The organism is uncultured Roseovarius sp. (genome assembly GCF_947259555.1).
GTDB lineage: Bacteria > Pseudomonadota > Alphaproteobacteria > Rhodobacterales > Rhodobacteraceae > Roseovarius.
In genome coordinates this window covers 1-19,178 of record NZ_CAMYMD010000026.1, presented here as the reverse complement: position 1 = coordinate 19,178, position 19,178 = coordinate 1, and the positions used below count along the sequence as shown (strand labels likewise).

At 60.2% G+C, this 19,178-nt stretch carries 13 protein-coding genes and 3 pseudogenes; 5 read left to right on the top strand and 11 right to left on the bottom strand.

Features of this window, described 5'->3' with window-relative positions:
• Positions 1 to 11: 11 nt before the first annotated feature.
• On the bottom strand, positions 12 to 998 hold the full coding sequence (gene cobS / locus Q0X85_RS04380; protein ID WP_297769522.1) for a cobaltochelatase subunit CobS: 987 nt from the start codon (positions 996 to 998) through the stop codon (positions 12 to 14).
• A gap of 167 nt (positions 999 to 1,165) precedes the next feature.
• Here cobS and Q0X85_RS04375 point away from each other — a divergent pair, with 167 nt between their 5' ends.
• Together Q0X85_RS04375 and Q0X85_RS04370 are read left to right on the top strand one after the other, a co-directional pair.
• Positions 1,166 to 1,708, top strand: coding sequence for a sigma-70 family RNA polymerase sigma factor (locus Q0X85_RS04375; protein WP_297769858.1), 543 nt, complete (start codon positions 1,166 to 1,168; stop codon positions 1,706 to 1,708).
• Positions 1,705 to 2,400, top strand: coding sequence for an anti-sigma factor (locus Q0X85_RS04370; RefSeq protein ID WP_297769519.1), 696 nt, complete (start codon positions 1,705 to 1,707; stop codon positions 2,398 to 2,400). The genes Q0X85_RS04375 and Q0X85_RS04370 overlap by 4 nt, the downstream gene beginning before the upstream one ends.
• 296 nt (positions 2,401 to 2,696) lie before the next feature.
• On the opposite strand, the pseudogene Q0X85_RS04365 reads toward Q0X85_RS04370, so the two are convergent.
• Together Q0X85_RS04365 and Q0X85_RS04360 are read right to left on the bottom strand one after the other, a co-directional pair.
• A pseudogene (locus Q0X85_RS04365) lies at positions 2,697 to 3,701 on the bottom strand (IS110 family transposase).
• A gap of 139 nt (positions 3,702 to 3,840) precedes the next feature.
• Positions 3,841 to 5,102, bottom strand: a pseudogene (locus Q0X85_RS04360) (IS1182 family transposase).
• Positions 5,103 to 5,403: 301 nt separating this feature from the next.
• On the opposite strand from Q0X85_RS04360, the gene Q0X85_RS04355 reads away from it, so the two are divergent.
• A complete protein-coding gene (locus Q0X85_RS04355) occupies positions 5,404 to 6,315 on the top strand; it encodes a polysaccharide deacetylase family protein (RefSeq protein WP_297769516.1) in 912 nt (303 codons plus the stop codon).
• Positions 6,316 to 6,796: 481 nt separating this feature from the next.
• Here Q0X85_RS04355 and Q0X85_RS04350 read toward each other — a convergent pair whose 3' ends face one another.
• The 8 genes from Q0X85_RS04350 to Q0X85_RS04315 form a co-directional block, all read right to left on the bottom strand.
• A complete protein-coding gene (locus Q0X85_RS04350) occupies positions 6,797 to 7,291 on the bottom strand; it encodes a hypothetical protein (protein WP_297769513.1) in 495 nt (164 codons plus the stop codon).
• Between the two features lie 706 nt (positions 7,292 to 7,997).
• A complete protein-coding gene (locus Q0X85_RS04345) occupies positions 7,998 to 8,441 on the bottom strand; it encodes a lipocalin-like domain-containing protein (RefSeq protein ID WP_297769511.1) in 444 nt (147 codons plus the stop codon).
• Between the two features lie 447 nt (positions 8,442 to 8,888).
• On the bottom strand, positions 8,889 to 10,313 hold the full coding sequence (locus tag Q0X85_RS04340; protein WP_297769508.1) for a C69 family dipeptidase: 1,425 nt from the start codon (positions 10,311 to 10,313) through the stop codon (positions 8,889 to 8,891).
• A complete protein-coding gene (locus tag Q0X85_RS04335; RefSeq protein ID WP_297769506.1) occupies positions 10,310 to 12,373 on the bottom strand; it encodes an ABC transporter ATP-binding protein in 2,064 nt (687 codons plus the stop codon). The genes Q0X85_RS04340 and Q0X85_RS04335 overlap by 4 nt, the downstream gene beginning before the upstream one ends.
• 2 nt (positions 12,374 to 12,375) lie before the next feature.
• On the bottom strand, positions 12,376 to 13,290 hold the full coding sequence (locus Q0X85_RS04330) for an ABC transporter permease (RefSeq protein WP_297769503.1): 915 nt from the start codon (positions 13,288 to 13,290) through the stop codon (positions 12,376 to 12,378).
• Complete coding sequence (locus Q0X85_RS04325) at positions 13,271 to 14,212, bottom strand: ABC transporter permease (RefSeq protein ID WP_297769501.1); 942 nt, start codon at positions 14,210 to 14,212, stop codon at positions 13,271 to 13,273. The genes Q0X85_RS04330 and Q0X85_RS04325 overlap by 20 nt, the downstream gene beginning before the upstream one ends.
• 61 nt (positions 14,213 to 14,273) lie before the next feature.
• On the bottom strand, positions 14,274 to 15,824 hold the full coding sequence (locus Q0X85_RS04320) for an ABC transporter substrate-binding protein (RefSeq protein WP_297769496.1): 1,551 nt from the start codon (positions 15,822 to 15,824) through the stop codon (positions 14,274 to 14,276).
• A gap of 62 nt (positions 15,825 to 15,886) precedes the next feature.
• Entirely contained in the window at positions 15,887 to 17,899 is a 2,013-nt protein-coding gene (locus Q0X85_RS04315) for a CocE/NonD family hydrolase (RefSeq protein ID WP_297769492.1), read from the bottom strand.
• Positions 17,900 to 18,009: 110 nt separating this feature from the next.
• Between Q0X85_RS04315 and Q0X85_RS19790 the strand changes: the two are divergent.
• Together Q0X85_RS19790 and Q0X85_RS04310 are read left to right on the top strand one after the other, a co-directional pair.
• Positions 18,010 to 18,177: pseudogene (locus Q0X85_RS19790) on the top strand (helix-turn-helix transcriptional regulator); the annotation flags it as partial.
• Positions 18,178 to 18,195: 18 nt separating this feature from the next.
• On the top strand, positions 18,196 to 18,819 hold the full coding sequence (locus Q0X85_RS04310) for a hypothetical protein (protein WP_297769489.1): 624 nt from the start codon (positions 18,196 to 18,198) through the stop codon (positions 18,817 to 18,819).
• Positions 18,820 to 19,178 lie beyond the last annotated feature (359 nt).

Genomic DNA, 19,178 nt, shown 5'->3' with positions numbered 1-19,178 from the left:
CCCTTGCGGGTTCATCGCACGGTCACATTGGCCGCACTTTCGGGCAGTTCCTCGTCGAAACACCGCTGGTAGAACTCGGCTACGGTCTGACGTTCCAGCTCGTCGCATTTGTTGAGGAAGGTCAGCCGGAACGCATAGCCCACATTGCGGAAGATATTGGCGTTCTGCGCCCAGGCGATCACGGTACGCGGGCTCATCACGGTCGACAACTCGCCGTTCATGAAGGCCGTGCGCGACAGGTCCGCGACGGTGACCATGCGGCTCACGGTCTGGCGCCCCTCGGCGGTGTTGTAGAGCGGGTTCTTGGCCAGCACGATCGCGGTCTCGGCGTCATGGCTCAGGTAATTGAGCGTCGCGACAAGCGACCAGCGATCCATCTGGCCCTGGTTGATCTGTTGGGTGCCATGATACAGACCCGTGGTATCGCCGAGACCCACCGTGTTGGCGGTGGCGAAGAGGCGGAAGAACGGGTTCGGCGTGATCACCTCGTTCTGATCAAGCAGCGTCAGCTTGCCGTCGGCCTCCAGCACGCGCTGAATGACAAACATCACATCGGCGCGGCCCGCATCGTATTCGTCAAAGACAATCGCGGTCGGGTTGCGCAGCGCCCAGGGCAGGATGCCCTCATGAAACTCGGTCACCTGCACCCCGTCGCGCAGCTTGATCGCGTCCTTGCCGATCAGGTCGATACGGCTGATATGGCTGTCGAGATTGACCCGCACGCAGGGCCAGTTGAGCCGTGCCGCGACCTGCTCGATATGGGTCGATTTGCCGGTGCCGTGATAGCCTTGGATCATCACTCGTCGATTATGGGAAAAACCCGCGAGAATGGCGAGTGTGGTATCCGGGTCGAATTTATAGGTCGAATCGAACTCCGGAACACGCTCGCTCGGCTCCGAAAAGCCTTTCACGATCATGTCGGTGTCGATACCGAATGTTTCGCGGACGGAGATTTCCTCGGTCGGTTTCGCGTTGATATCAATCGTTCCGTCAGCCATATCGCCGGGTCCTTCAATCGGGTCGTTTCTCGCTTTCCGTGGTGCAACATATCGCAGGGAAGGGCAAGGGGAAGGGTCAAGATTGGCTTGGCGCTAACGCTCACGAGGACTGGTCATATGCCACAAGTGTGTTAGGTCTGACGGGAGAAAAGGAATTCTGCGGTTCAATGACGACGCGCGACGAGATAGAAAATCTGATACTGCGCGTTGCTCAGGGGGACCGGGCAGCGTTTTCCAATCTGTATTCCAGCACGTCCGCGAAACTATTCGGCGTCGTTCTGCGTGTCTTGAATGATCGCGCAGAGGCTGAAGAGGTGTTGCAGGAGATTTTTGTCAAAGTCTGGCATAATGCCGGAAAATACAGCGTGAACGGTCTCAGTCCGATGACGTGGCTCATCACCATTGCAAGGAACGCTGCGATTGATCGGTTGCGTAAGGCACGCCGGGCGGAAAAGCCCGCGGAACTCGAAGAGCGGATCGCAGATCCCGGCGCCGGGCCGGAAGAGGCGGCGATCGCCAAGTCAGAGCAAAGCCGCCTGACCGCCTGCTTCGCCGAACTCGCGGCGCGCCATGCAGAAGCCGTGCGCCGCGCCTATCTTGAGGGTGAGACCTATGCTGAGCTTGCGGCGCGTTTCGATGTGCCGCTCAACACGATGCGAACCTGGCTGCGCCGCAGCCTGCTGAGCTTGAGGGAGTGTCTGTCGCGATGAGCGATCAGGATCAGCCAGACCGGGACGACCGGGTCCTTGCGGGGGAATACACCCTCGGGCTGCTCTCGGCAGACGAGGCCGCCGCGTTCGAGGCGCGCATGGTGCGCGAGCCTGAGTTGCGCGCGCTCTATGCGCAATGGGCTGAGGATTTCACTGGCCTGACCGATGATATCGCACCGCAGGCGCCGCCCGCGAGGGTCTGGCAGCAGATCGAGACGGGGTTGTTTGGTACCCGCGAGCGGCGATCGTGGCTGCGCCGCTTCACGTTCTGGGGCGGTGGGATCGTGGCGGCAGCGGTGCTCGTGCTGGCCGTGTTCCTGCCCGATCTGGTCGAGCGCGGGCCGGTGCCGCCGGTCGATCCACCCTATGTGGCGCAGATCGCGTCAGAGGATGGCAGCCTTGTGGTGCAGGCGGTCTATGATGACGCGACCGGCTCGCTCTTTGTCGATCGCGAGTCTGGTGGCGCTGCCCCGGGCCGGGCGCTGGAACTGTGGCTGATTGCCGGAGAAGACGCACCGGTCTCGCTTGGTGTGATGCCGCAGGATGCGCAGTCGATCCTGCGGGTTGCGGACGATCTGCGCGGGCGCGTCGCCGGTGCCGTGCTGGCCATTTCCGACGAGCCCGAAGGTGGCTCGCCCACAGGCGCGCCGACCGGCGACGTGCTGGCCGTGGGGCCGGTGCAGGAGAGCTAGGGTGCCGGGCTGTCAGGCGGTGTCGGGTGCTTTTGGCCGATTTTGTTCTCTAATCGGTCAATGCGCGTTTTCTGAGCTTCCTTCTTTTTGCGTCTGAGGTTACCTTTGTTCTCTTCGAACTCGATGGTTCATGATGGGGTGGGCTGGAGGTAGGTCGGCAAGGTGGAAACCGCAATCGTGCCGTTGGTTCCGGCTGTTGCTACAGAATCGTCGCCGTGTCTCACGCCCTCCCTCGGACGTCGTCCCGAATGGGAGCTCTGGTATAGGAATCCTCGCGTTTGATTTCGTGATCTCCGTTATGTGATCTGGAACTCGGTCCCGTCACGCATCATCGCATGCATGATGATGGCGAGACGCCTGGCCAGTGCGACTCTGGCTTTTCATTGTTGAGCGCGACCCGATTGCCAGCGCCCATGTCTTCAGCTTGAGAGGACCAGCACATCTCGTCAACATTACGTTGGCAGCCTCGTAAAGAAGCGTGCGAACCCTGATATCGCCCCGTTTCGAGATGCTGCCGCTGTAGTCAATTTCACCGGATTGATATCGTCGGGGGACGAGCCCAAGATAGGCGCCGACGTCACGCGATCTCCTGAACCGCGAGGGTTCGTCAATTGCCGCCGCGAAAGCCAGGGCCGTGATCGGACCGACACCGGGAACTGTCATCAGGCACGCACAAATCTTGGACGCGCGGGCCATCCTTTTCATGTCGGCATCGATTGCGGCAACCGCCATCAGGATGGCTTCGCGTGCTGCAAAGAGCCCGCGAAGCGCGGCATGAAGACCCGGCACGCCATCGCTGACCTTCAGCGCCGCGTCCTTGAATGCCGGCGACAAGGCGCGCGGTAACCGAACACGACAACCAGTCCCCGGATCTGATTGTCGATGGTCACGCGTTGGCCGACCAGCTTTTTACGGGCTGCAATCAGGGAGCGGATCGCATGGGCCGATAGGGGTTTGACGTGGGTCGGCTTGTAGAACCCCGTGCGTGCGAGATGCGCCAAACCGCGAGCGTCATTGCGATCTGTCTTGTGCCCCGCCAGAGACTTCAGAGCCTGATACGCCTGCCTGCTCTCAACGCACTGGACCGGGACGCCCTGCTCGACCAGCCCGTGATAGAGCATGGGTGCCATTCTGCCCGTCTCGAAGATGACCTGCGCACAAGCCGGTCCATCTGCGAGAAAGGCTGCGATCATGGCAGGTGATGACCGCGTTTTGCCCTCCCGTATCAGTACCCCTTCACGATCAAGGACACAAATGTGCGTCTCTTCCATCGAGACATCCAAACCAGCATAATATTCCATCTGTCAGTTCCTCTCTGTTGCTGCCGGTCCATTATACCGGCCGCCTGGCAGAGACAGATCGGGATTACTCCATGTGGAAAAACTAACGTTTGCGAGCGCAGAAATGGCTGTTCCAAATGCGGGGCGATCGCCTTTCCTATCAGGCTTTGCGCGTTTGCTGCGGTGCCGGAAAGATCTTGGCCAGTTTCCGGAGGTTCTGGGCGGTGGCGGCGAGGAGGAATTCGTCATTTGCACCGCATGGGCCACGTAAACGGAGCCGACCCAGGCCGAGGATGCGTTTGAGGTGGGCAAATAGCATCTCGACCTTTTTCCGGAGCTTCATCGAGATGTCGTATTGGCGGGTCTTGGCGATGTCGCGGGCGACCTGGCGGGCGTCTTGATGCTCTTCGCGGGTGATCTTGCGCGCCTCGGCGTTGGGGCAGCATTTGGCTTTGGACGGGCGGGCCTGACAGACGTCCTTCAATGCGCGGTAGCGGGCTGTGCCCTTGCCGGTCGTCCCCCGGTTCGGGTCCGAGTAATTCCGGCGGAACTGCTTCAACTCATGGCCCTCGGGACAGATATATTGGTCGATCCGACCTCGGCCTGCCGGATCGACCGGTTCGGCGGGAAAACGATCCCCCGGATCGTTTTCTGATCCGCCTCACCTTCCACATCGACGATCACGCCGTGATCCGTGTCGATCAGGTAGTTGTCGGAATAGCTGAAGAATGCCGGTCCCTTGCGCGCTGCCGTCCACTGGCTGGCAGGGTCTGAATGCGAGGTGAACTTGAGCTGGACCTCGCTGGCCGCACCGAATGCGTTCGTGCATTCTCTCGAACCGGTGGCGTTCATGCACTCACCATCCAGCGTGTCGAGATACTCGCGCACGGCACGGGGCGCGTCAGCCGGGTCGATGCTCGCCGCGTTCCAGTCGTCCTTCGGCGTCGAGTTCTGCTTGTTGGCATCGGCCTCGATCAGGCTGGCGTCGATGGCCATGCGTTGACCGCTGACCAGACCTTCCGCGATGCAACGCGCGACGGTCGTCTCGAACAGGTGGCGAAGCAGTTCGCTGTCGCGGAACCGACGGTGACGGTTCTTGGAAAACGTCGAATGATCCGGGACCCGGTCGCTCAGGTCGAGGCGGCAAAACCAGCGATACGCGAGGTTCAGATGCACCTCTTCACAAAGTCGCCGCTCGGACCGGAGACCGAAGCAATACCCGACCAGCAGCATCCGGATCAGCAACTCGGGATCGACCGACGGCCGGCCGGTATGGCTGTAAAATTCGGTCAGGTGGGCACGGATGCTGCTCAGGTCGACGAACCGATCAATGGAGCGAAGAAGATGGTCTTGCGGAACGTGATCTTCCAGCGAGAACTCATAGAAAAGTGCTGCCTGCGCTTCCTGTCTCGGTTCCAACATTGCTCAATTCTCCCGCTGGCCAGAAGAATTGAATCAGCAACTTACGCTTCGATCAAGCACGAGTTTTTCAACAAAATGCGCCGGGACCGTCACGAATGAACCAAAGCGGACCCGCAAACCGTGGTTCGACACAGCGATAGCTGATCTTCGCCGCGCGGGTCGCGGACTGGTAAGATACGGACAAGATGGTCGTTCGCGTTTCACTCTTTGGCTGGAAAATCGCTGAACTCCAATACGTCTTGCCAGCCGCCCAGGCGCGGGAATATCCTCTGCCTGTTATTGGAGAGCATCTTCTATGCGCATGGCCTTCACCCTGGACGACTTGCCGGTCTTCCCCCATATGCCTCTGCCGGTCGGCGACACGCCGCAGTCTGTTTCCGCCCGGATCATCGACGCCCTTGATCGGAGCGGGGTGTCCGGCGTGTTTGCCTTGGCCAATTCCTGGCCCCTCGACGTTGATCCTGAATATGCGCGCATTCTGGATGACTGGACCGCGGCCGGGCACCACATCGGCAACCATACGCATACCCACCCCTTGCTGAACGAGTCATCTGCGGAGGACTTCAATCACGACATATCCGTTGCCGATGACTTGCTTGCACCATGGATCAGCAAGGCCCCGCTTCGCGCCTTTCGACATCCGCTCGAACAATGGGGCAACACGGAAGAAAAGCGGGTCGCAGTGAACGCTCATCTTGACCGGCTGGCCTATCGGAGCGCGGGCGTCACAAGTTGGTTCTACGAATGGGAATGGGACCGTGCCTGGCGACACTTGCTCCAAACCGGACGCACGGAGGAGGCCAAGCGTCTGAAGGCCGAGTTCGTTGACTATGCGGCGGCGCAGGTCTCTCATGATGCGGAGATCTGCAGAACAGTTTTCGGGAATGAGGTGATCGGCATCAGCCTCATCCACCCGGTTGCCTTTTTCACCGAAGTTGCCGATTCTTTCTTCGCTCGGCTGTTCGCCGAAGGCGTCACGTTTGTGCCGCTGTCGGAGGCCTTGGATGATCCGGCCTACCACCGGTCGGGAACGATCGTCACCGACGCGTTCCAAGTTCACCAGATCAAAATTGCCGCTGCGGATGGCCGTGCCTTGGACGCGGTTCCGCCAACGCACAAGGCCCTCATTGAACGGATTTTCGAACTGGGGACACCGCTGCGACCTTCCCGACGCGGGATGCTGGTTCAGAACATGCGCGCCAAGGCAACCTGATCGGCAAAGGCCGGGGTATCTTGCCGCTTCGCAACAACAAAAAGCGACTGCGCACTGTTTGGCTATTCAATGCCTGAGCCAAGCTATACATATTGATTTCTCAGCTGGTCTGCTTCGGGCTCGAAGCTGCCTTGAGGCGGTGCAGGGCCTGATTTTGCCTCTTTGGTTGGGCTGACGTCAACGTGGATGACTGCAGCCAGCCTCAAAGCGGTCACGGCGCAAAACGGCGTGGCAGGTCAGACCGGACCTTTGCTCAGGATAAGTCGAGTGGCCAATGTGCGGACAAGGACGAAACCGACATCGAGGCGTCAGACGCAGATGACCGCCGCACAGAACAAACTTTCAGGTCTCAGGGTGGAACTGCCTCCTGCCTTTGGTACGCCGCAAGGTCAACATCTGGATGCAAGTCAACGCAGAGCACCGGTCGCTGACCGGTGCTCTGGATATATCACGACATTCGATTAATATCGCAGGCCCGAAATCATTGTTCCGGAGCGTCTACGCACACACCAGCTCTACATCTTTTCCCGTCTCTAAAGCACGCGATGATTGTGGGGAAATCACAAACTAAAGGCTCCTCGGGGGCTTCGCCGCAGTTTCCGTCTGAACCACCAAGCAAGTCGGCCATTCTGATTTCGAAATTGGTTGCGTTTGCGGTGTTGTGTGCCTCCAGCAACGGATCAATCTTGGTCTGCATTTTCAAGCAGGCATTGACGCTCGCGTCGGCGTCGAGTGAATCGCAATCCATGGCAGTACAGAATGCGTTGCACAGCCCATTAAGCTTTCCGTCAAATTCTACCCCGCAGAAAAATTCCTCTTGTGCCGTTTTTGCCTCCGGGTCGAACCCTTCGGGTATAGTCTGCGCATAAGCCGCCGGGCCGAAAAATACGATCGCGACGAAACCAAGCCGGGCGAATGCGGCGCCAAGTCTTGACGCCATGGATAAAAACAGAGCCGCTACTGGTGATGATTTCATTTATTCTTCCCCCGTAGTCATCCACCTTTACGGTGGCAATTAACATTGAGCGGACACGCCATTGCGTATCGCCAATGCGTTAATGTCGTTTGGTAGTAAGACGGAAATATCCGGGCCGACGCTCCGGTTTCATCTCTGCGGGTCAGTTGCCGCTTAGCAAGATCGTGCGACGATTAAACCCGATTCCATGACCAAGTCGAGTTTTTACGCACATTGGCTCTCATCTTCACGCTTTGGTTGTCAGGTGCGTAATTTGCTCTCGGCAATGATGGCGCTTTCAAGGACCTCGCCCAAGCTTGCCTCAACCCCGAGCGACGCCCTTTTTTGATGTGGCACCATGTGAAGGCCCATTGGCTCCATGTTGTTAACATTGCAGAAGGGCTCAGAACCGGCATTCTTTACGTTTGGCTTGAAAGGCGGCTTTCGGAAGACAGTCGAAACTTTGCAAAGCTCGCTTTCTGCGCATAGCTTCCGTAGATATAGACCGGCCCGGTCAGCTTTCCTGGCGGAAGCTGACAGATGACGGCAACCAGCTCAAAACGGTCATGGCGTGAGACGGCGGGGCTTGTCGCAGCAGAGCTTCACGCGGGGTAGGTTGAGCGTCTGATGTGCGGACCTTTGTGCTGTAGGTTTCAGTCGAATGAATGTCTGAATAGGCCGATACCGCCGCTCATTGGATCATTCTGTTCTGCCTGCAACCAAGCACTTAGACTTTTGTAAACTCCATGCGGTAGACGACCTCTTCGCCAGTTGCTGGGTCGATACCCGGAGCGCCACTGATTACCAACCGATCTCCTTCGAGCCGGAATGGACGGGTGAGATCACCGTGCCAGTTCGGGTTCCAAGACCCATCAACATGGTGGATAACGCGGTCTTCTTCGAGGGTATAGGACGCCACATACGCTAACATGTCGTCGAACAGGCTGGCTTTTTCCGCCTCCGTCCACCCGGCATCGCTGGAGGAAGGCCGGTCGCGCCTAAACACTGAGGCCATCATCCGTCCATCCGCATGGTATGCAATGTAACCAACCGGAGCTGGTCCTAAAGCATCAGTTGTTTCTCCTGTGGTCACAGAAGTGCGTGTCCAAGCATGCATTTTCCAAGACCCGATCAGTTTTCTACCGTCCAAACGCGAAGTCCCATCTGCCATGCTCGCTATGTGTCAACACCAATACTAAAGAAATTTTCGATTATGAACAGCGGGCATGGGCGAACCGCGCAGCATTAAGCGCTTGGGGCTTCGATCCGGCATTCGCTGCACTCAGCTTGAAGGCCGCTGTCGGGAAACTGTTCACATTTTGCAAAGATCACTCTTGCGCATTGCCGACCTCGATGCATGGTGCGGCATCGCTGTCATGAACATGCTTGCCGTGAATGGTAGTTTTTCCCTCCCCGACGCGAGATCTTCGCACCTGCAGAGAAAGTCAAGAATCCGCCCTATCTGCAAGGCGTCACTCACGGCCCAGACCGGAAATTGATCGCGATCACAAACGCTGCGGTGCGGCGCCAGCAGATCGGACATTCGCTCCGGCTTGGTTGACCTGCTTTGTAATCCCTCGGCCTCCCGGCCTGCATTGGAAAACCACCTGGATAACGGTTACCAGAGCTGTTTCGGTGATGTTGGGAGGCCGCCGCGATTAAGACGCTCGGACATCCGCAGAACCGTGAGCCCGGCATCGACAAGCGTCTTGCAGTCATTAAACGCGCCTTGCAGCCATGTCTGACTTTCGCGGGTCAGAAGGCGGCGCGCTAAATTGGCCTTTCCCGCTTGCAGAAGAATTTCGGCGCTTTTCAGAACCTCGGACACTTCTCGCGCGAGGCCTTGCTCCATAAGGCGCCAATGATCCCATGTTTGTTGCAGGATTGCTTCGTCCTGAAAGGCGAGATGCATCAAGCTTTTGAACTGGTAAACGGCGGAGTCTGAAACCTCCACGCCCTGCGCGACGTGCGAGACCGTGTCGGGTGCCGTGGCTTGCTTGCGACAATCGAGAAAGCGCGACGACTCGCCGGTCGTCAGGTAGCGATGGCAGGCGTATTCGTCGGGGATGTTCGTCTGGCCCATGAAGACCGGTATGAGCGGCGCGGTAACCGGTCCCACCGCGGCGTGCCACATCATGCGCAACTCGGTGAATGGCGGATGGATCAGCGGCACGACCTGGCCGTAGCCCGCGGTGTCGCCGGTCAGAACGGAATTTGAAATCGACCAGAACACGTCTTCGCGCGTGATCTTCGTCTCGCTCTCGGCGCGCTTGCGCATCTCGGCCTCGACCCAGGCTGCACCCTCCCACGGCCCCTTTCCGTCGCCGTAAATGGCGTTGACGTCGAACGGGCCGCCACTTGGATCGAACCAGCCCAGATCCACTGCCGTCGTGATGAAATGCTCGGGATAAAGTATCCGTGCATCCGGCTCAGTTGGGACAACACCGACAAAGCCGGGACGCGATGCGCGGATGTCCTCCGGTCCGAGACGTTCGGCGACCCAAAGGCCCTTGCCGCCGGAAAACTGGATGACGACCCAGGCCTCGTCAGGGTCCGCGATGATGTGCGAATTGCCACCGTAATCGGAATATCCATGCTCGGCGATCAGCGCCGCCATCAAATCGACGCCCTCGCGCGCGGTGCGGGCGCGCTCCAGCACGATACGGGCGAGGTCTGAGTAGTTCGGTCCGGTCTGGTCCGCCGGTGTCATCGCGATCAGCTCTGGCCGAGAGGTGGACCAGATGTCCCGGACCGCGACACCATGTTCGTTCAGGCCGCCATTGGTAATGGGCGCGGGCACCCCGAGATAGTAGCTGTAGCTCACCCGCAAATGCCGCGCGGTTTGGGGGGCCTGGGGGATCTCGCTCCGCTGTCCCGGCAGGTCAGCCTCGGGTCCGACGCCAACGGTGATCGTGGCGCCCGGCGCATGCTCGGCGCGCTCCACGATCTCGAGCCAGTGGCTCGACGGCTCGTCACCGTAGCCAGCCAGCCAAGCGTGGCCGTCCGAGGTATGGTTGAGCCCGATATAGATGCCGTAGCTCATGTCGTCTCAGTTGTCTGCTTGGTCCGCTTGAGCGGATAGAGGCACGCGTGCCCGTGGTCCGGGGTGATCTGGACATGGGGCGGCTTGGCGATGCGGCAGGCGTCCTGCACGCAGGGGCAGCGGGTCGCGAAATCGCAGCCAGCCGGACGGCGGATCAGACTTGGAACCTCCCCCCGGATGGCCGCAGCCTCGGCGCGGCGCTGGTCCGGGTCGGGCTTTGGCACGCCCTCGACAAGCGCGCGGGTGTAGGGATGCGCGGGATGGGCAAAGATGTCGGCTGTCGGCCCCTCCTCCACGATGCGGCCCAAATACATGATCGCGATGCGGTCGGCGATATGTCGAACCACGGGCAGGTTATGCGTGATGACCAGATAGCTCAGCCCGTGCTCCGCCTGCAGGTCCGCCATGAGATTCAGGATCTCGCCCTGAACCGATACATCGAGGCCCGCCGTCGGCTCGTCGGCAATGATCAGCCGGGGGTTCAGCGCAAGGGCCCGCGCCACGCCGACCCTCCGCGCCTGCCCGCCTGACAACTCGTGGGGATAGCGCGCGAGAAAGGCATGCGGAAGGCGCACCATATCGGCGAGCCGCCCGGCCTCCGCATCGAGATCGACGCCCGTGATGCCGTGGATCGTCAGCGGCTCGGTTATGAGCGCGCGCACCGATTTTCGCGGCGACAGGGATCCGACAGGATCCTGAAACATCATCGCCATGTCGCGCCGGAGCGGTTTGAACTTCCGCTCGTCCATGGCCGAAATCTCCTGCCCGTCGAAATGAACGGAGCCACCGTCAGCCTTCAGCAGGTTCAGGATCGCGCGTCCCAGCGTTGTCTTGCCGGATCCGCTTTCGCCGACAAGGCCCACCGTTTCGCCCGACCGGACGCTGAGGCTGACGTCAAGAACCGCATCCACGAAAGGGTCTGTCACGCCGTTCAGACGCGCCCGTAGGTTGCCCATGGTTTGGAAGCGGACATTGAGATCGCGGACCTCAAGCAGCGGCGCTCCCAGCGCGGGGCGTTTGGCGGACGCCGGCGTCCCGGCCTCTGTGGGCACCGTCGCCACGTCAAGAGGCGGTGGCCAGTCGGGATCGGCGAGCGGACCTTCCAGAAGGTGGCATCGCGCAATGCCAGTTCCTCGATGGACGACCGGGGGCACAAGTGTGTGGCAGTCCGGCATGACACGCTGACAGCGGCCCGCGTAGATGCACCCGGCCAGCTCGCCCGTCAGATCGGGAATATCGCCCGCGATCACCGGCAGCTTGCGCGACACATCCTCGATACGTGCCGGATCGCATTCAAGCAGGGCGCGCGTGTAGGGATGGCGCGCATTGTGAAAGATGTCGCGCACCGCCCCGGTTTCGACCACTTCGCCCGCGTAAAGCACCACCACGTCGTCACAAAGCTCGGCGATCAGGCCCAGATTATGCGACACCACGACAATCGTCGTGTCGAACTCGGATTGCAGCTGCCGCATCAGGGCGATGATCTGAGCCTCCATTGTCACGTCAAGCGCGGTGGTCGGCTCGTCAGCAAGCAGAAGGTTCGGCCCGGTCAGCATCGACATGGCGATGCCGGCTCGCTGGCGCATTCCGCCAGAGAACTCATGCGGATAGGCGTCGATCCGCGTCTCGGGGTCGGGAATGCCGACGCGGCGCAGCATGTCCACTGCCTTGTCTCGCTTATCCTTCGCCGACATGCCCTTGCGGCGATAAAGGATGTCGGCCATCTGGCGCGCATAGGGGAGCACCGGGATCTGCGATGTCATGGGATCCTGAAAGACGACGCTAATCTTCTCGCCGCGGGCGGCGCGCAAACCCGCCGCGTCGAGCTGCAGGAGGTCGCCACCCTCAAAGCCAATCTCTCCGCCCATGACTTCGGCATTGCCCGCCAGCAGGCCAAGGATCGACCACAATACGGTGCTTTTTCCCGAGCCGCTTTCGCCCACGATTCCCACAATGCGCCCCTTGCGCACCGGAAAACTCACGTCGCGCAGGGCCTTGACGCGCCCACGAGAGGTTTTGAAATCAACCGAGAGGCCGCGAATGTCGAGCAGCGTCTCCATCCTCAGCGCCCCCGCCCCATCCGCGGATCGAATATATCGCGCAGAGCCTCGCCAAGGAAGGTGAAGCCGAGTGTCGTGAGGATCAGCGGGATGCCTCCGGCGACGACCATCCATGGCGCGTCGCGGATCACAAGGTAACCCTCGTTGAGGATCGTGCCCCAGCTTGCCTGCGGCGGGCGCACGCCAAGGCCGAGAAAGCTGAGGCCCGCTTCGATCGTGACCACCACGGGCACCTCCATCGCCGCAAGAATCAGGAGCGGGCCCATCACGTTCGGCATGACATGGTGCCACATGATACGCAGCGTCGATGCGCCAAGCGCGCGCTCGGCGAGGATGAACTCGGTATTTCGCAGGGCAAGCGTCGCGGTACGGGCGACGCGCGCGTAGCTCGGGATCGTAGTGATGATGACGATGGCAAGCACGACGCCAAGGCTGGGCCCGGTGAGCGCGACGGTGGCCAGCGCAAGGATGATTGTCGGAAAGGACCGCACCGCGTCGAAAAGCATGAGCAGCAGATTGTCCAGCCAGCGCGGGCCATAGCCCGCGATCATGCCCAGCGCCAGACCGATGACCAGTGACGCGGTCACGCCGAGGGCCGCGATCATCAGCGCTATGCGGCCGCCGTGCAGGATACGCGAGAACGTGTCGCGCCCCAACTGGTCGGTCCCGGCAAGATGGGCCCACCCCGGCGGTGACATCCTGGCAGGGATGTCCATCGCGTTCGGATCATACGGCGCAATCCAGGGCGCAAAGATGGCGCTGGCGACAAAGAGGATCACCAGCGCGAGCCCCGCCATCCCCTGCCAGTTGGCCAGGAACCGCATGAGCTTGTCGCCCCGCTCGCGCCGCGCGGATTCGCGCCGCGCGTCGAGAGCGGGAGCGGGCGGCAGCGGGGGATCAGAGCGACTGTCGGACACGTGGATCAAACCATGCAATGAGAAGGTCGGAGAGCAGAACAACGAGGATGTAAAATCCTGTTGCCAGAAGAACGCCGCCTTGCAGGATTGGAAAATTACGGTCGGATACCGCATCGAAGATCATCTTGCCCACGCCGGGGCGCGCGAAAATGATCTCGGCAAAGACCGCTGCGGATATGAGGCCGCCGAAGCCCATGCCGATCACCGTGATCGTCGGCAGTATCGCCACCTGTAGCGCGTAGCCCGTCACCTTGCGGGGCGGCAAGCCGAAGGCGCGCGCCGAGCGGATGTAGGGCTCGCTCAGCACCTCGAGCATCGAGGCACGTACCATACGGGCAAGATAGCCGACCCAGCCGAGCCCGATGGCAAAGGCCGGCAGGATCAGGTGGCTCAGCTGGTCACCGATGTCCCCGGGCTCACCCGCGCCAATCGCCGGTAGCCAGCCCAGCTGGATGGCAAAGATCAGGATCGCCCAGATCGAGACGAGGAACGACGGAATCGCGATGGTCCCGACTGAAAACACACCTGTAACGCGGTCGATCCAGCTGTTCGGCCTGACGGCCGCGAGGCATCCCAGCGGGATACCCAGAAGGATAGCCCATCCCATGCCGGAAAAGATCAGGGCCATCGAGAACCCGACACGCTCGCCGATGACCTCGGTCACGGGACGTCCCGAGAAGACGTCAGTGCCCAGATCGCCGTGAAATGCGTTGCCCACAAAGATCAAAAACTGCATCACCACGGGTTCATCCAGACGCATGCGCGCAGAATATTCCGCAATCGCCTCAGGCGTTGCCCGCGTGCCAAGCGCAAGGATCGCCGGATTGCCCGGGATCATGTACAGCATGCCGAACAGCAGCAGCAGAACCAGTGCAACCACGATCAGCGAAAGGGTCAGCCGTTTCGCGAGATAAGAGAGCATGGCGCAGGATCACCCCTCGGTCAGGGCCCGCGCCACCCGAAAGGGCGGCACGGGCGTAAAATCACACCTGTGCGAAGTTGCGGTAGTTCAGCTCTCCCGAGGGGGCTGCATCAATCGAGATGTCGGTGCGATGCGCATAGACCTCGGGTTCGTGGTTGATCCAGACATAAGCGCCGGTGTCGTCCATGATCTGCTGCATCCGCGTGTAGATCTCCGCGCGTGCATCGGGGTCTGTTTCGGCCTGGCCCTCCTGATAGAGGCGATCAAATTCCTCGTCGGTCCAGCGTTCCCAATTCCAGACGCCGACCTGCTCAGAAATAAACCACTGCGTCGCCTCGTAGGGATCGGGCACCGTAGCGAAACGCATGAGCCAAAGCTCAAGCTCCTGCCACGTGTCGCCAGCCTCCTCCATGCCCATTTCCCAGAACGGTCCGCTCTCCATGGGCAGGATTTCCACCTCGATGCCGACAGCGGCGAGGTTGGCCTGAATGATCTGCGCCGCCAAAAGCCGCTCTTGCCAGTTCTGAGTGCGCAGCGTGACTTGCAGGCTATCCACGCCGGCCTCGGTCAAGAGCGCACGCGCGCGCTCAGGGTCATAGCTATAGGAGGCCTCGCTGCGGTGGCCAATCAATCCGGGACAGATGATGCCATTCGACTTGCTGGATGTGTTGGCGTAGGCGCCTGCGATGATCGAATCGACATCCACCGCGTGTTGGATCGCCTGCCGCACGCGGATATCCTGAAGCTTCGGGTGCTCGGTGTTCATGCCCATCCACATGTACTGCAATTCGCCCGCCGTGGTAACGGCGGTGTTTTCCGGCGGGTTCTGAGTGTAGCGCGCCAGTGCATCCGGACCAAGTTCCGTGCAATCGACTTCGCCGGCCTCGAAAGCAAGCTCAGCCGCCTGAACCTCAGTGATGACCTGCAGAACCACACGCTCGAAACCGGGTGCGGGCCCGGTCCATTCGGGGTTGGGGTCAAAAACCGCGCGCTGGCCCGGTGTCGCCGAATAGGTATAAGGCCCGCAAACTGCGGGAAACTCGGTCGTAAACCGCCCCCCTGCGTCCTTGACCGCCTGCTCGCAGACGATAGCACCCGGCCCATGGCAGAGCGTTACCATGATGAAGGGCGCGAACGGGGACGACAGGACCAACGTTCCGGTCAACTCTCCCGTCACCTCGACCCGGTCAAGCGCGTCGAAATAACCCGACCATTCACTCTCTTTCATGCGGTCATAGGAATACGCCACGTCAGAGGCCTTGAGGGTGCCGTAGCCATTCGACCACATCAGGCTTGGCGTCAGTTCGAATTCGATATGTGTGTCGTCCACATATTCCAGCCGCGTGACGTAGGATGTCGGCTGCCAGGTAAAGGCATCGCCGTCGCGCACATATTCGGCAAGGAAAGGCAGGCACTGCTTTTGCGCCTCGATCTCGGTCCCGCCGACCATGTAGCCGGGGTCGAGGATTTGGTTGTCGCCGTCGAGCCTGAGGTTCAGGACCTTGCCTTCCTGCGCACGAAGCATGTTGGCGCTTCCGAGCACAAAACCCGTGGCGCTGATCGCGGCTGAGGACGCAAGGAAAGTCCGTCTGGTCGTCATAGTCCGTTTCATCTTGTTTTCTCCCGTTGGGCCTTGGTGTTTTCTTCGGTCAGGCGGGGGCGCCCACCTATACGTCAGACGAGTGTGCGGCCGATCCTCTCGTCCCAATCCTGTTCTGCGATCAGTTCGTCGTTGTGCCAGACCCGCATCCACGCCCGAATGCGAAAGCTATCACGCTCCGACGTCAGCTCGGTATGCGTCTGCGACCGCATGCTCCAATCGCCGCGCGACAGGCCTATCGTCCAGTCCGCCGTCGCTCGTGCAGACAGAGGGTCATCCGCGGTGATCACGTGCCGCTCATACCCCTGCTCGGTGATCGTGATGTCGTTGCCGGCGACGCGCACGACGCCTTCACCGTCCGCCACATCGAATACATGCTCACCTGTCGCCGCGTCCTCGGTGATGCGAATCCAGTTATCACCTTGGGCCAATGTCTCTTTTTCAAGCGGTTGCGCGCTGACAGCGGGCTCGAAAGGAGCCAAGCGTTCATCTTCGGGCGATGGTGCGCGCAGCGGCAGCTCAAGAAAGCTGCCTTCCGTGTGGATCCTGGCGGTCACAACGTCCGGCGCGGGCCAGATCATCGGGAAATAGCTTGTCGAAAGGCCCAGCCTCAGGCAGTAGCCCGCTCCGATCTTCTGCGCCACGTGCTTCATCGGGATAACGATGTCGTAGATCTTGCCGGGCTCAAGCTCCTCTGGGGCCTCATGGCTGCCCCGATGTGTAAGATTGAAGACACCGAACGACACCCGCGTCGAGCGCCCTTCGGGATCGACAGAGCACAACCGCGCAGCAAGCTGTGCGACCGGCCGGTCCACAGACACCTTGAGATGCACATTCGCATCGCCCGCGAATTCAAGCGGCGCTGACAAGGGCTCCGTGTCAAAGCACAGGCTACCTGCATCGTCTCGGCGCTGATCCACCGGCGCATCGCCCGGCTGGGAATAACCGCACCATCTTCCGGATCCCATGCCAACCCAGAACGGGGAGCGATGGCTGAGCACGTCGCGGGCGGGCGGTGTCTCGCGCCCCAGTGATCCATCAGATCCAAGGTAGAACGCGGTTCGGGCAACATTCTCGGAGGGCCAAGATGGCTCTGTCACCCAGCGTCCGGGCCGCTCGGCATAGTGACCTGCTGGCGGCACGCAATCCTGCATGAAGAGCCGTAGTTGTGGCTCGTCCATGATGCCCGTGTCGGCACCTTTCAACCATTGGTCCCACCAGCGAAGCTCTTCCTTGAGGAAGTGGATCGCGGGCCCCGGTTCTCCGATATGCGGATAGCGGTGTGCCCAGGGCCCGACGAGACCCTTTTTAGGCCCCTGCAAGTTTTCCAGAATGCGAAAGACGGTGCGGCAGTAGCCGTCAGCCCAGCCTGAGACGGCATAGACCGGCACCTTGACCTTAGACCAATCCTCGCAGATCGAGCCGTGTTTCCAGAAGTCATCGCGGGTCTGATGCTGAAACCAGCTCTTCGCCCAGAGTCCGCTGCCTTGCAGCCGCTCGGTCCACATGTCCAGCCATCTGTCTCCGACATTGTCCGGATCGGGCGGCAGCGTATTGCGCGCAAACATAACAGCGGCCCAGGGCATCTGCTCACCCAGAATACATCCGCCCATGTAGTGAATGTCATCAGCATAGCGATCATCGGTTGAGCACAATGTGACGACTGCCTTGAGAGCAGGCGGCTGCAAGGCAGCGATCTGCAGTCCGTTGAACCCGCCCCACGAGATGCCGATCATTCCGACATTGCCATCGCACCAGTCCTGCGCCGCGATCCATGCGATCGCATCGTAGCCGTCCTGCAATTCCTGCGGCAGATACTCGTCGGCCATCAGGCCTTCGCTGTCGCCCGTGCCACGAAGATCGAGCCGCACGACCGCATAGCCATGCGCCGCAAGGTAAGGCTGCATCGTTGCATCGCGCGCCGCAGTGAAGTCGTTTTTGCGGTAGGGAAGGTATTCGAGGATCGCGGAAACCGGGTCCTGCGTCGCGTCACGCGGACGCCATATGCGCGCACCAAGGCGGCAACCATCCGGCATCGGGATTTCGACGTGGTGTATTTCCTCAATCTCGCTCAGCGCATTCCGCATGAAGTCACTCCGGTTCTCCCACGAGATCAGCCTAAGTGAGAAAAACACACCGCGCTATTTCGCTGTTTATCGCAGGTTGACACTATTTGTGCATCATGTTGCGATAGAGCATGTCCAGCTTTCCGAAAAATCTCGCAATGCTCTGTGATCACTACCCGTCAATTTCCGAGGTATGTCGTCAGATCGGGATCAATCGTCAGCAATTTAACAAGTATCTTAGCGGGCAGGTTTGCCCATCTCGTCACAACATGCACAGGCTGTGTAATTTCTTTGGGGTCACCCAGTCGGAGATGCTCATGGAGACCGAGCGACTGGAGCAGCTGGTCGGGCTGCGCGACAGGCCGATGCAAAAGGCACAAGTCGATCTTCCGCTGCGGCATCTCGACCGCATCTTTGCGCGGGCGCAGCCGATCGATCGATATTCCGGCTATTACTTCAGGCACTTTTATTCTTTCGGGAACAAGGCCTGCATCATCCGCTCGCTCGCGCGGATCGTGATCCGGGAGAACCGCGGATACTTCAAGAATATTGAGGTTCTGCGCGATCCCGACACCAGGCAATGGACAGGCAACAACAAGTACGAAGGCGTTGTCTTCCAACTTGCCGAGCGAATCCAGGTATTCGAGTATGAGACGAAGGAATTGAACTCTGTCACCCAAATGACGCTTTATCCCAGCTATCGCCAGAGGATCGATTTTCTGATGGGTATTCAGACCGGCGGCCCGTTGCGCAGAGGGCGTAAGCCGGGCGCTTCGCGTGTGGCGATGGAATTTCTGGGAACTGAAATTAACCTGCGCCGCGCACTTGCCCAGACCGGCCTGTTCCGACCGGACGATCCGTCGCTACGCCAGGACATCGTAGCCGCAATAAACAACAAGATGTACGACGGCGACTTTGTGTTCGAGGTCGACGAGCCCTGACATATGCCTCTAGGTCGCCACGTTTCATAGGGTCGCAGAACAGAGGCAACATGGGTGTTGGCATGACGCCTTCGCTCTTTATTGCATGCAAGCGCAAGGGTTTCGAAAGGTGACACATTTTGTGAGCAGAGCAGCAAACCTTGGCTCAAAACCGACTTACAGCGGTGCATTCGAGTAGATATACAGATGTCCGCTCTGCACTTGTCAGTCTCGCTGCTTCGAACTCGCAGCGAATGACATGGTGTGATCGCGGTGGTCGCTCTCCGATGGCGAACGAGGTCTGATAGTATCAGCCTCACCAATCAAAAGCCGTAAGGAGAACGACCATGAGCCACTATGTTGGTTTAGATGTTTCATTG